Origin of the sequence: Saccharothrix sp. CB00851 (assembly GCF_001905065.1) — a bacterium.
Classification (GTDB): Bacteria; Actinomycetota; Actinomycetes; order Mycobacteriales; family Pseudonocardiaceae; genus Actinosynnema.
The window spans coordinates 89,165-101,772 of record NZ_LWLC01000045.1 but is presented as its reverse complement, the minus strand read 5'-3'; the positions used below and the strand labels follow the sequence as shown (position 1 = coordinate 101,772).

10 protein-coding genes and 1 tRNA gene are annotated in these 12,608 nt (G+C 71.2%); 9 read left to right on the top strand and 2 right to left on the bottom strand.

Annotation, left to right across the window (positions count from 1 at the left end; translation table 11 throughout):
- The first annotated feature begins 10 nt into the window (after positions 1-10).
- The 5 genes from A6A25_RS34690 to A6A25_RS34670 all read left to right on the top strand — a co-directional run bounded on the left by A6A25_RS34690 (position 11) and on the right by A6A25_RS34670 (position 5,826).
- Positions 11-1,540: a M28 family metallopeptidase gene (locus A6A25_RS34690; protein WP_073897932.1), complete on the top strand. Its 1,530-nt coding sequence runs from the start codon at positions 11-13 to the stop codon at positions 1,538-1,540.
- A 198-nt stretch (positions 1,541-1,738) separates the two neighbouring features.
- Entirely contained in the window at positions 1,739-3,316 is a 1,578-nt protein-coding gene (locus A6A25_RS34685) for an MSCRAMM family protein (protein WP_073897446.1), read from the top strand.
- Positions 3,317-3,462: 146 nt separating this feature from the next.
- The gene (locus tag A6A25_RS34680; protein WP_083668908.1) at positions 3,463-4,062 is read left to right on the top strand and encodes a class I SAM-dependent methyltransferase; all 600 of its coding nucleotides are present in this window, start codon (positions 3,463-3,465) and stop codon (positions 4,060-4,062) included.
- 185 nt (positions 4,063-4,247) lie between these two features.
- The gene (locus tag A6A25_RS34675) at positions 4,248-5,597 is read left to right on the top strand and encodes a hypothetical protein (RefSeq protein ID WP_073897445.1); all 1,350 of its coding nucleotides are present in this window, start codon (positions 4,248-4,250) and stop codon (positions 5,595-5,597) included.
- Between the two features lie 142 nt (positions 5,598-5,739).
- A tRNA-Ser gene (locus A6A25_RS34670) sits at positions 5,740-5,826 on the top strand.
- A gap of 54 nt (positions 5,827-5,880) precedes the next feature.
- Here A6A25_RS34670 and A6A25_RS34665 read toward each other — a convergent pair.
- On the bottom strand, positions 5,881-6,351 hold the full coding sequence (locus tag A6A25_RS34665; protein WP_241829075.1) for a MarR family winged helix-turn-helix transcriptional regulator: 471 nt from the start codon (positions 6,349-6,351) through the stop codon (positions 5,881-5,883).
- Positions 6,352-6,484: 133 nt separating this feature from the next.
- Between A6A25_RS34665 and A6A25_RS34660 the strand changes: the two genes are divergently transcribed.
- The 4 genes from A6A25_RS34660 (at position 6,485) to A6A25_RS34645 (ending at position 11,480) form a co-directional block, all read left to right on the top strand.
- Positions 6,485-8,218, top strand: a complete 1,734-nt coding sequence (locus tag A6A25_RS34660) for a bifunctional metallophosphatase/5'-nucleotidase (protein ID WP_073897441.1) — start codon at positions 6,485-6,487, stop codon at positions 8,216-8,218.
- 552 nt (positions 8,219-8,770) lie between these two features.
- Complete coding sequence (gene ypfJ / locus A6A25_RS34655) at positions 8,771-9,673, top strand: KPN_02809 family neutral zinc metallopeptidase (protein ID WP_073897439.1); 903 nt, start codon at positions 8,771-8,773, stop codon at positions 9,671-9,673.
- Positions 9,674-9,900: 227 nt separating this feature from the next.
- Positions 9,901-10,635: a hypothetical protein gene (locus A6A25_RS34650; RefSeq protein ID WP_073897437.1), complete on the top strand. Its 735-nt coding sequence runs from the start codon at positions 9,901-9,903 to the stop codon at positions 10,633-10,635.
- 95 nt (positions 10,636-10,730) lie between these two features.
- Positions 10,731-11,480, top strand: a complete 750-nt coding sequence (locus A6A25_RS34645) for a sulfite exporter TauE/SafE family protein (RefSeq protein ID WP_073897928.1) — start codon at positions 10,731-10,733, stop codon at positions 11,478-11,480.
- Here A6A25_RS34645 and hisC read toward each other — a convergent pair.
- Positions 11,470-12,537: a histidinol-phosphate transaminase gene (hisC, locus tag A6A25_RS34640; protein ID WP_073897435.1), complete on the bottom strand. Its 1,068-nt coding sequence runs from the start codon at positions 12,535-12,537 to the stop codon at positions 11,470-11,472. The genes A6A25_RS34645 and hisC overlap by 11 nt on opposite strands.
- Between the last annotated feature and the right edge of the window lie 71 nt (positions 12,538-12,608).

Genomic DNA, 12,608 nt, shown 5'->3' with positions numbered 1-12,608 from the left:
GAACTCGATCATGTCAGCTAGAACCGGGATCCGACGCGCGGCGATCCTCGCGGCGTCAGCGTCCCTCGCACTGGTCGCCGTTCCGGCCGTCAACGTCGCGTCGGCCGCGACGCTCGACGGCCCGAAGTTGGCCAGGACCCTCACCAAGAACGTCACCGCAAACGGGGTGCACCGCCACCTGATCGCCTTCCAGCGCATCGCCGACCGCAACGGCGGCAACCGCGCCGCGGGCACGTCCGGCTACGACGCCAGCGTCGACTACGTGGCGGGCAAGCTGCGCGGCGCGGGCTTCGACGTGACCACGCCGGAGTTCACCTACCCGGTGCAGATCACCGACGCCGCGACCGCGAAGGTCGGCACGACCACCTACGAGAACATCCCGCTGGAGTTCTCGCCGCAGACGCCGGTCGGCGGGGTCACGGGCCCGCTGCGGGTCGTGCCCGAGGACGGCACCCCGGGCTGCGAGGCGACCGACTTCGCCGGGCAGGACTTCACCGGCTCGATCGCCCTGATCCGCCGCGGCGCGTGCACGTTCGACCTCAAGCACCGCAACGCGGCCGCCGCGGGCGCCATCGCGGTGATCATCTCGAACAACGCCGACGGCAAGCTGTCGGGCGTCACGCTCGGCTCGCCGGGCGTCGTGCCCACCGGCGGCGTCACCCGCGACGACGGCACCGCGCTGGCCCAGCTCGCCGGTCAGGAGGTGACCGTCGAGCTGCGCTACCACGAGGAAGAGCGCCTCTCCCGCAACGTGATCGCGCAGACGAAGACCGGCCGCACGGACAACGTCGTGATGGCGGGCGCCCACCTCGACAGCGTCGAGGACGGCGCGGGCATCAACGACAACGGCACCGGCTCGGCCGGCCTGCTGGAGACCGCGCTGAAGCTGGGCGGCTCGCCGAAGGTCAACAACGCGGTGCGGTTCGGCTGGTGGGGCGCCGAGGAGCTCGGCCTGATCGGCTCCACGAAGTACGTGCAGGGGCTGACCTTCGAGCAGCAGCTGGACATCGCGCTGTACCTGAACTTCGACATGATCGGCTCGCCCAACGCGGCGTACTTCGTCTACGACGGCGACGACTCCGACGGTGTCGGCGCGGGCGCGGGTCCGTACGGCTCGGGCCAGATCGAGCAGGCGTTCGTGGAGTACCTGACGGTCGAGAAGGGCGTGCAGACCGAGGGCACCGACTTCACCGGCCGCTCGGACTACGGCGAGTTCATCGCGCAGGGCATCCCGGCGGGTGGCCTGTTCACCGGTGCCGAGGGCATCAAGACCGAGGCGCAGGCGGCGAAGTGGGGCGGCACGGCGGGTGTCGCCTACGACCCGAACTACCACGGTCCCGGTGACACCCTGGGCAACGTGGACCGCCTCGCGCTGGACCGCAACTCCGACGCGTTGGCGTGGGTGACGGCGTCGTACGCGATCAGCACGGAGAGCGTGAACGGCGTGCCGGCGCGGTCGCAGCGCGCCGAGGCGCGGGCGGCTTCGATGCGTTCGCTGCACGTCGAGGAGCACCGTCACTCGCACGCTGAAGTGGCGTAGGACACGTCCGAGACGGTAACGAAGGCCGGTCTCCCCCACGGGGGACCGGCCTTCGCCAACCGGACCATGACCATCCACAGAGGACAAAGGGGTGCGGTGGTGATCGGCGTCGGCTAGGTTGCCGCCACCCGAATCCACTGTCAGGGGGGCCTGATCTTGACTCTCTCGAAGCGCGCCGCCACGCGAAGATCCCTCGCCGTGGTCGCGACCCTCGCGATCACCGCGACGCTGTCCGCCGCGGCCCACGCCCAGCAGACCCCGACACCGCCGGTCGCCACGACCACCACGGCGCGACCGGCTCCGTCGACCACCACCACACCACCGGTCGCGACCACGCCGACCTCGGCGCACACCGACTCCGCTCAGCCCGCCGGCGCTCGGCAGGCAGCACCGTCGACGACCTCGTCGTCGCCCACGGCCGCCGCCGCGCAGCTCTCGATCTCGGCCACCGTCGGCGCCGGTCCCTTCCTCGTCGGCGAGCGGATCCCGGTCGTGGTGAAGATCGCCAACACCGGCGACACCGAGGCCGTCGGAGTGAGGGCGAGCGAGTACCCGGTCACCGGGTCCTCGTTCTCCGTCCAGCCCCCCGAGTGGGGCGACTTCGCCCTCTGGCCGGGTCCCGGCGTCACCCTGTCCGCCGGGCAGGAACGAGTCCTCACCGTCCACGGCGAGTTCTCGGAGTGGACCGGCGCCCCGGTGGTCCGGTTCTCCCTCTTCCAGGGCAACACGTCGGTCACCGGCTTCAACCTGCCGATCCCGGTCCGCGACCCGAACTCCGCCAAGGACACCCTGGGCGGCCTCGTCTACGGCGACCGCAACGGCAACGGCACGTCGGATGCCGGTGAGGAACTCCCGGGGGTCCGCGTGAACGCCTACACGCTCGGCGGACCCGGGCGGCTGGACCTGCACGCGACGACCGGCGCCGACGGCCGGTTCCGGTTCGCGGACCTGCCGGTGCAGGTGTACACGCTCTACCTCACCGACGAGCCGGACGGCTGGGTCGTCGAGCCGTCGTACTCCCGGGTCGCGGTGGACGGGAGCGGCTCGGCCGCGAACATGGTGCTGCGCGGCGAGCGCCCGCTGACCGACCAGCTGTCCGTGACCATGAAGTTCACCCGGGACGTCTACCAGGTCGGTGACCGGGCCGACATCGTCGTGACGCTGACCAACTCCGGTACCACCGACCTCGTCGGCATCAAGGCGGCCTGCGACCGCAGCGGCGGCGAGGGCCCGGAGCTGCGTGACGTCGCCCTGGGCGACCTGGGGTGGGACGCGGCCGGCGTGACGGTGCCGGCGGGCCAGTCCCGCGCGGTCACCATCAGCGGCAGCGTGTCGGCGGAGACGGCCGAGTACGGCGGGGTCGGGTACCCCTGCGACTTCGGTCCCCGGGAGGACAGCGCCGACGGCCGCCCGCAGGCCTACGCCCTGGCGAAGGTGCCCGGCCCCGCCGTGACCGTCCGCAAGGCCTTCTACCACGACCGCGACAACGACTGGACCGGTGACGCCGACGAGATGATCGGCGGCCTGGCGATGGACCTGACGGACGCGATCACCGGCGAGATCGTGGCCCAGGGCCGCACCGACGCCCAGGGGCACGTGCGCTTCGACAACGTGCCCTCCGGCCCGTACAAGGTCCGCTTCCGCGGCTCGTGGAGGTACCTCGAGGGCGAAGGGTTCATCCTGTTCGCGGGCACCTGCGGGAACTGCCAGTTCGAGTCGTGGTCCCGGCTCGTGCCCGGCCCGGACCTGACGAACGTCCGCCGCGCCGGCGGGTGACGCGGCGCGGGGCGGGCCTGATCGGCGCCTGACCACCGGCGACGGGCGGTCCCTCCACGTGAGGGCCGCCCGCCGCCGGCTGTCCCGCCGGCGGGCACCGGGTCGGGGTGGTGGCGCCGGTCTCACCGTCGTCTACTGTTACGACCGTGGACAAGACTGACGGTCAGGACTACACGGACCGGCTCGCGCGCCTGCAGAACCTGCCCTGGAAGCGCGTCCTGAACGTCCAGGCCCCGTACCGGTGGAACGTGCGCCGCATCTTCGGCGACCGCACGGTGCTCGACGTCGGCTGCGGCATCGGCCGCAACCTCAAGCACCTCGAACCCAACGGCGTCGGCGTCGACCACAACCCGCACTCGGTGCAGACCTGCCGCGACATGGGCCTGACCGCGTTCACCACGGACGAGTTCTTCGACACCGAGTACGCCGCGCCCGGCCGCTTCGGCGGCATGCTGGCGGCGCACCTGGTCGAGCACATGCCCCGCCCGGAGGCCGTGGAGATCCTGCGCGGCTACGTCGACTTCCTGGCGCCCGGCGGCCTGATGGTGCTCATCTGCCCGCAGGAGCGCGGCTACGAGTCCGACCCCACGCACGTGGCGTTCACCGACCTCGACGGCCTCGCGGACGTCACCTCCCAGCTCGGGCTGGTCGAGCGCGACCGCATGTCCTTCCCGTTCCCCCGCGCGGCCGGGAAGGTGTTCACGTACAACGAATTCGTGCACGTCTCGGTCAAGCCCGAGAGCTGAGAACCCGACTGCATTTCGCTTTCGGACTGTCGTACCCCTCAGGTAGTGTCCGGCCTGTTCGGTCGAGTCGGGGGCTCGTCCCACAGGGGGGTCGCGCTGCGCGCTGCCGACGTCCGCGTGTCTCTGTCACGGACTGGCTGGTAGACCGACGCCTTTTATTCACCTTGCTCTGAGGAAGAGGATCAATGCGTCGTTCCGCTGCGCTGCTGGTCGCCGTCGCGGCGACCGCTGCCGTGGTGTCGGCCACGGCTCCGGCCACGGCCGAGCCCGCGTCCGCCCACAACGGGGACCAGGTCGCCCGCACCGAGGTCAAGCTGGACCGCTCCGGTCGCGTCGGCCGTCCCTACGGCACGAAGGCCGCCGAGAGCACCAGCCAGGAAGCCGAGGCGGCCGCGGAGTGGGTCGGCACCCGGTTCATCCCGACCCCGCCCAGACGGATTCTCGACACCCGCCTCGGTGTCGGCAGGCCGGGCACCTCGCCGGTCGGCCCGGGTGGGCGGATCGAGGTCGCGGTGCCCGACCTCCCGGACGTCACCGCCGCGGTCGTGCTGAACGTGACCGGCACCTCGCCCACCGGCTCGACCTACGTGACGGTGTGGGAGGGCGGCGCCGACATCGAGCGCCCCGGTGTGTCCACGCTGAACCTGGTGCCCGGTGAGACCCGCGCCAACTCGGTGACCAGCTGGCTGTCGCTCAACCACACCATCAACCTGTACAACAACGCGGGCAGCACCCACCTGATCGCGGACCTGGCCGGCTACTACGTCTTCGACGACCCGGGCACCGGCTACACCACCCCCGGCCGCTACTTCGCCACCGGCCCGACCCGCGTGTACGACTCCCGCAACACCGGCGGGCGGTTCTCCGCCGGCGAGTCCCGCGCCATCGACTTCTCCGCCTTCGGCGTGCCGTCCGGCGCCTCGGCCGTGTCGCTGAACATCACCGGTGTCGACGCGACCGCGAGCACCTACGTCACCGCGTGGCCGACCGGCACGTCCCGGCCGACCGCGTCGAGCCTGAACGTCGAGCCGAACGCCGCCACGCCCAACGGCGTGACCGTCGCGCTCGGATCCGACCGCAGGATCAACCTGTTCAACAACGCGGGCAACGTGAACCTGATCGTCGACATCACCGGGTACTACCTGGCGAGCGAGACCGGCGGCGCGGACTTCTTCCCGTTCACCCCCGGTCGCGTGTACGACACCCGCGACGATCGCCAGCCGATCCAGCCGGGCAGCACGCTGACCCTGTTCTACCTGGACCCGGACCTGTTCGTGGGCGACAGCCTGCTGCTGAACCTGACCGGCACCGAGCCGACCGCGAACACCTACGTCACGCCGTACCCGGCGGGTCAGAGCCGTCCCGGCACCTCGGCGCTGAACCTGGTCCCGGGTCAGACCTCGCCGAACATGGCCACGGTCCGCCTCGGCACCACGAAGGACGAGGCCACCGGCAATTACTACCCCGCGCACCAGTTCTACAACAACGCCGGCACGACGCACCTGGTCATCGACGCGTTCGGCCTCTTCCAGTGATCGAACACCCGCCGGTCACCACACCGGCACCGCGGTAGAGACGTGCGAGGTCCCGGTACGGGGGCCTCGCACGTTCCGTTCGCGGGGGAGCGGCGGTGGGCGTGCCTCGCCGGCGACGCCCGTCGGCTACGCTCCCAGCAGAGGTAGCGTGCCCGAGCGGCCTAAGGGACACGTCTTGAAAACGTGCGAGGGTTGATCCCCTCCGTGGGTTCAAATCCCACCGCTACCGCATCGACGCCCCCGCACCCCCACCGGGTGCGGGGGCGCTGCCGCGTTCGGGGAGCTACGCGTCCAGGTCGCGCAGGTGCGTGATGATCCGGTCGAAGACCTTGGCCACGACCTCCTGCTCGTCGCGCGACAGCAGGTCGATCATGTGCTCGCGCACGCCCTCGACGTGGGTCGGCGCGGACGTCTCCAGCAGCGTCATGCCCTCGTCGGTCAGCTCGGCGAACACGCCCCGACCGTCCTCCGGGCACTCCCGCCTGCGCAGCAGCCCTTCCCGCTCCATCCGAGCCACCTGGTGCGACACGCGGCTCTTGGACGACGCCACCTCGTCCGCCAACTGCGACATCCGCATCCGCCGCCCCGGCCGCTCGGACAGGCGCACGAGCACCTCGTAGTCGGCCAACGACACCCCGTGCCCGTCCTGCAGCTCCCGGTGCAGCCGGTCGGCGAGCATCGACGCACCGATCACGTAGTTGCGCCAGGCGCGCATCTCCCCATCGTCGAGCCACCGCGGCTCCCGCTCAGTCACCCCACAAGGTTAGGCCGCACATATCCGTTAACGGACGATCCACCGCCATGTCTGGTGTCGGTCAGCTCGGCGAGGCAAACTCCTGCGCCGTACCGCGCCCTCCTACCGGGGCGCCGCAGGGAGGACCCACCCCATGACCTCGTTCAGACGTACCGCGCAGCGCTCCGCCGCGCTCGCGGTCACGGCGGCGGCCGCGCTGGCGGTCACGCTCGCGCAGAACCCGGCGACGGCCGAGAAGGACAACCGGCCCGCGCGCACCGTCGACGTCCGCCTGATCGGCATCAACGACCTGCACGGCAACATCGAGCCGCCCACGGGCTCCTCGGGCCGCGTCACGCTGTCCGACGGCACGCAGGTCGAAGCGGGTGGCGCCGCCTACAACGCCACCCACATCCGCAACCTCCAGGCCGAGGTGCGCAACTCGGTGATCGTCGGCCAGGGCGACCTGATCGGCGCGTCCCCGATCGTGTCCGCGCTGTTCCACGACGAGCCGACGATCGAGGTCCTCAACCGGTTCGGCATGGACACCACGGCCGCCGGCAACCACGAGTTCGACGAGGGCTACCAGGAGCTGCTGCGGATGCAGCGCGGCGGCTGCCACCCGGCCGACGGCTGCCAGTTCCGCGAGACCTACGAGGGCGCGGACTTCCCGATCCTCGGCGCGAACGTGACGCTGGCGAAGAACGACCGGCCTGCGCTGCCGCCGTTCTGGGTGGAGTTCCGCGACGGCGTCCCGATCGGGTTCATCGGCATGCCGCTGAAGGACGTGCCGATCCTGGTCGACCCGAACGGCATCAAGGAGCTGGAGTTCGGCGACGAGGTCGCCGCCGCCAACCGGTACGCCGACCTGCTCAACTGGCTGGGCGTGAAGTCGATCGTGCTGCTCATCCACCAGGGCGACAGCACCTCCGGCGGCGGCCCGAACGACTGCCGCACGGTACCCAGCGGCCCCGGTCGCACCATCGCCGAGCGGGTCAGCCCGAAGATCGACGCGATCTTCTCCGGCCACAGCCACCAGCACTACAACTGCGTGGTGAACGACCCGGCGGGCAACCCGCGCCCGTTCATCGAGGGCCTGGCGTTCGGCCGCGAGCTGTCCGTGGTCGACCTCAAGATCGACAAGCGGACCCGCGAGGTCATCCGCTCGGCGACGGTCGCCCGCAACCACGTGGTGACCAAGGACGTCGCACCGGACCCGGAGGTCCAGGCGATCATCGACCTGGCCAAGTCGAAGTCCGGCCCGATCGCCAACCGCCCGGTCGGCACCATCGCCCAGGACATCCTGCGCGCGCAGAACGCGGCGGGCGAGTCCGCGCTGGGCAACCTGATCGCCGACTCCCAGCTGGCCGCCACGACGGACAACGGCGCGGTGCTCGCGCTGATGAACCCGGGCGGTGTGCGCGCCGACCTGACCTACGCCTCCTCGCCCGCCGGTGAGGGCAACGGCGCGGTGACCTACGGCGAGGCGTTCACCGTGCAGCCGTTCGGCAACATCCTGCAGACGGTCACGCTGACCGGCACGCAGCTCAAGGCGGCGCTGGAGCAGCAGTGGCGGATCGTCGACGGCGCGCAGCGGCAGACCATCCTGCAGCCGTCGGCCGGCCTGACCTACTCGTGGTCGGCGTCCGCGCCGATCGGCTCGAAGGTGTCGAACATCGTGCTCAACGGGACGCCGCTGGACCCGGCCGCGAACTACCGGGTCACCATCAACAGCTTCCTGCAGGGCGGCGGCGACGGCTTCAGCGCGTTCACCGCGGGTACCGAGATCACCGGTGGCGGTATCGACCTGGACGGGTTCACGGCCTACCTGACCGCCAACCCGAACACCGCGCCGCCGGCGCTCGGCCGCATCACCACCACGCCGTGACACACGCTCGGTGAGCGGGCACGCACGAGCCCGCTCACCGGGCGCTCACGGTGCGCGACGACTGTCCCACTGGGCCGGATGAATCTCATTTCACCAGTTCAGGGGCTTCTGCTCCGGTTGTGCATCGCGCCGAACAGGCGCATGCTCGACACAGGACCTGCCACCGGTGGAACCCGAGCTGACCCGCCGGCGGCACGCCCGGAAGGGGTAGGTGGTGCGGTGCAGGTAAGTCCTCGCGGTGACGAACCGCGTTCGAGCCGCAACCCCGCGGGCGGAGCGGTCTGAAGACCGGCCCGATCGCGAACGTGAGCGGTTCCGACGAGGTTTCGAGCGCACGGCGCCACCGGCGCCATCGCCGCGCTTGACGATGTTGACCCGGTAAGTCTCAGGGCACCGTCTCCACCGTCGGTGCCGACCGCGGTCCACGCCGACCTCGTCACGCAGGTTTCGTCACTTCCACATGGGAAAACCCGGGTGCGGTGCCCCGACGTCGGGCCCCGCACCCGGGGCTTGTGCTGTCCGGGTCCGGTGCTTCGGCTGAGAGGACGTGCCGTGCAGTTCAACGAAGGTGCCGAGCTGGACACGTCACAGGTCAGTGACCAGCGCGGTGTCGGAGGCCGGGTCGCCCTGGGCGGCGGTGGGCTGGGCATCGTCGGCCTGATCCTGTACTTCGTGCTGTCGCAGATCGGCGGTGGCGTGCAGTTGCCGTCCGGCTCGGGGTTCAGCGACGTCGGCCAGGGTCAGCAGGTCGGGTCCGAAGCCATCAAGGAGAAGTGCCGCACCGGCGCGGACGCCAACCGCGAGTCCGACTGCCGCGCGGTGGCGTTCATCAACTCGATCCAGGCCTACTGGACCGACCAGTTCGCCCGATCGGGTCGCACGTACCAGGCCGCGCAGACGAACTTCTTCTCCGGCAGCGTGTCGACCCGGTGCGGCAGCGCGTCGTCCGCGGTGGGGCCGTTCTACTGCCCCGCGGACGCGCAAATCTACATCGACCTCGGGTTCTTCCAGGAGATGCAGCAGAAGTTCGGCGCGACCGGCGGGCCGTTCGTCGAGGGCTACATCCTGGCCCACGAGTACGGCCACCACGTCCAGAACCTGCTCGGCACGTCCGACCGGGTGCGCCAGGGTTCCGGGCCGAAGTCGGACTCGGTGCGGCTGGAGCTGCAGGCCGACTGCTACGCGGGCGCCTGGGCCAACCACGCCGAGACCGTGCCGACGTCTTCGGGTCAGCCGCTGATCACCGGCGTCACGCAGGACGACGTGAACGCGGCGCTGGACGCGGCGGCGCGCATCGGCGACGACTTCATCCAGGGCGAGCTGGGCGGCGGCCACGTCGACACGACCCAGTTCACGCACGGCACGTCGGCGCAGCGGCAGAAGTGGTACACGACCGGCTACGAGACCGGCGACCCGGCGCGCTGCGACACGTTCGACACCGACAACCTGGGGTGAGCGGCCTCACGACCGCTCGGTCAGCGCCTTCGAGCACCGGGCCAGCAGGGCTCGCAGGGTCTCCCGCTCCTCCGCGCTGAACTCGACGGCCGACGCCCGCTCGTCGGCCACCTCGAACGCCGCGCGCGGACCCGCTGCGGCACACGTTCCTGCTCGGCTCGATCCGCCGCGGCACGGTCGAGGTCGTCCGGGACGGCACGACGAAAACCCTGATCAGCGACCCGAGGATGGTGTCGGCGTTCGGCGTGCACGTGGTCCGGGGCCGGGTCTACGTCGCGTACGGCGACATGGGCGTCGGTCAGCGGTCCACGCCGGGCACCACCTACAAGTCCTCCGGCCTGGGCGTGTTCGACCTGGCCACCGGCCGCCCGGTGCACGTGGTCGACCTCGCCATCGGCCCCGGCAGGCACAGCGCCAACGACGTCGCCGTCGACCACGCGGGCAACGCCTACGTCACCGACCCGGCCTCCGACGCGCTCTACCGGGTCGACCGGCACGGTCGCGCCACCGTGCTGGCCCGCGACGGGCGGTTCGGCAGCGACACCATCGGGCTGAACGGGATCGTCTGGCACCCGCGGGGTTTCGTGCTCGCGGTCCGCTACGACACCGGCGCGTTGTTCAAGATCACCCGTTCCGGTGACATCTCGGAGGTCGCCCTGGACCGCCCGCTGGTCGGCGGCGACGGCATGGACCTGCGGCCGGACGGCTCGCTGGCGGTGGTCACCAACTCCCTCGGCGCGCCGGGTGAAGCGGCGGTGAGCGTGCTGCGCTCGTCCGACGGCTGGCGCACCGCCCGCACCACCCACCGGGCCGTGCCGTGGGGCGACGACGAGCCGACGACGATCGCCCGCTCACCGCGCGGCAGCTACGTCGTGGACGGCGACCTCGGCGTGCTGGTCAGCGGCACGGGCCTGTCCGACGCGCACACCCTGCGGAAGTTCCACGAACCGGCGCGGCCCTGAGCCGGCGGGGCGCGGTGTCGCAAGTGCCACACCGCGCCCCGCCGAACGTGGTGTTAGCGTCGCTAACCAACTGCGCAACCCAGGGGAGAGTGGCCGTGACGACGCTGGAGGCGATCGTCGTCGTCCTGGCCGGTGTGTTCGCCGGTGGGATCAACACCGTGGTGGGTTCCGGGACGTTGGTGACGTTCCCGGTCCTGCTCGCCGTCGGCTACCCGCCGGTGGTGGCCAACGTGTCGAACAGCCTCGGGCTGGTGCCCGGCTCGCTCAGCGGCGCGTTCGGCTACCGGCGCGAGCTGACCGGGCAGGCGGGCCGGGTGAAGCGGCTGCTGCCCGCCTCGGTGCTGGGCGGCGTGGGCGGCGCGATCCTGCTCGTCGTGCTGCCGGAGGACGCGTTCTCCGCGATCGTGCCGGTGCTGATCGCGATCGCGCTGGTGCTGGTGGTCGCGCAGCCGTGGCTCAACCGCAAGCTCGCCGAGCGGGAACGGCACGAGCACGGCGGCGTGGCGCTGTGGATCGGCATCTTCCTCGCGGGCATCTACGGCGGCTACTTCGGCGCGGCCCAGGGCGTGCTGGTGATGGGGCTCATGGGCGTGCTGATGAGCGAGCACATCCAGCGGATGAACGCGCTGAAGAACGTGCTGACCGCGTTCGTGAACCTGGTCGCGGGCGTGCTGTTCATCTTCATCGCCGACGTGGCGTGGCTCGCCGTGCTGCTGCTCGCGGTCGGCTCGGTGGTCGGCGGTCAGCTCGGCGCGAAGGTCGGCCGCCGACTCCCACCCGCCGCGCTGCGCGCGGTGATCGTGGTGGTGGGAGTCGTGGCCATCACCCAGATCCTCACCCGCTGAACGATTTCGCGGCGGCCAGGAACGCGTCGTTCTCCTCCGGCTCGCCGATCGTGACGCGCGCGCCGTCGCCGACGAACGCCCGCACCACCACCTTGTGCGCCAGGCAGTGCTCGTTGAACGCGGCGGTCCGCTCGCCCAGCGGCAGCCACACGAAGTTCGCCTGCGACTCGGGCACCTCGAACCCGGCGGTCAGCAGTTCGCCGCGCACCCGGGCCCGCTCGGCCACGATCGCCCGGCACCGCGCCATCAGCTCGGCCTCGGCGTCCAGCGACGCCAGCGCCGCGACCTGGGCCAGGGCGTTCACGCTGAACGGCACGTAGACCTTGCGCAGCGTCTCGGCCACCGCGGGCGAGGCCACCGCGTACCCGACGCGCAGCCCGGCCAGCCCGTACGCCTTGGAGAACGTGCGCAGCACCGCCACGTTGTCCCGGCCCGCGGCCCACTGCGCCTTGGCCAGCTCCACGCCGTCCGGCACGTCCGCGTCGTCCACGAACTCCTTGTACGCCTCGTCGATCACGACGAGCACGTCCGACGGCACCCGCTCGATGAACCGCTCGATCTCCGCCGCGCGCAACGCCGTCCCGGTCGGGTTGTTCGGGTTGCACACGAACACCAGCCGCGTGTCCGGGGTGATCGCGTCGGCCATCGCGTCCAGGTCGAGCCCGTGGCCCGCGGTCAGCGGCACCCTGGTCTGCCGGGCGCCGACGACCGCGGTGATGATCGGGTACGCCTCGAACGAGCGCCACGCGAACACCACCTCGTCGGCCCCGGTGCAGGTCGCCTGCACCAGCTGCTGGCACAGCGTCACCGAGCCGCAGCCGACGGCCACCTGGTCGGCGGGCACGCCGAGCTTGTCCGCCAGCCGCGCCACGAGGTCGGTGGCGGCGGTGTCGGGGTAGCGGTTCACGGCGGTGGCCGCGTCCGCGATCGCCCGCACCACGCTGGGCAGCGGTCCGGCCGACACCTCGTTGCTGGCCAGCTTGATCGCGCCGGGGATCGTCTTACCGGGCACATATCCGGGCAGCGCGACGAGGTCGGCACGGGTTCGCACGGTCATCTGGGCTCCTGTTGGTGGTTATCTCGCCCTGCAGGGGAGGGATTGCGTGCCCTGAACCTGTGGCGATGGTT

Coding starts and splice junctions, on each gene's coding strand:
- A6A25_RS34690 (WP_073897932.1), top strand. CDS start 11: ATGTCAGCTAGAACCGGGATCCGACGCGCGGCGATCCTCGCGGCGTCA.
- A6A25_RS34675 (WP_073897445.1), top strand. CDS start 4,248: ATGCGTCGTTCCGCTGCGCTGCTGGTCGCCGTCGCGGCGACCGCTGCC.
- A6A25_RS34660 (WP_073897441.1), top strand. CDS start 6,485: ATGACCTCGTTCAGACGTACCGCGCAGCGCTCCGCCGCGCTCGCGGTC.
- A6A25_RS34650 (WP_073897437.1), top strand. CDS start 9,901: ATGGTGTCGGCGTTCGGCGTGCACGTGGTCCGGGGCCGGGTCTACGTC.
- hisC (WP_073897435.1), bottom strand. CDS start 12,537: ATGACCGTGCGAACCCGTGCCGACCTCGTCGCGCTGCCCGGATATGTG.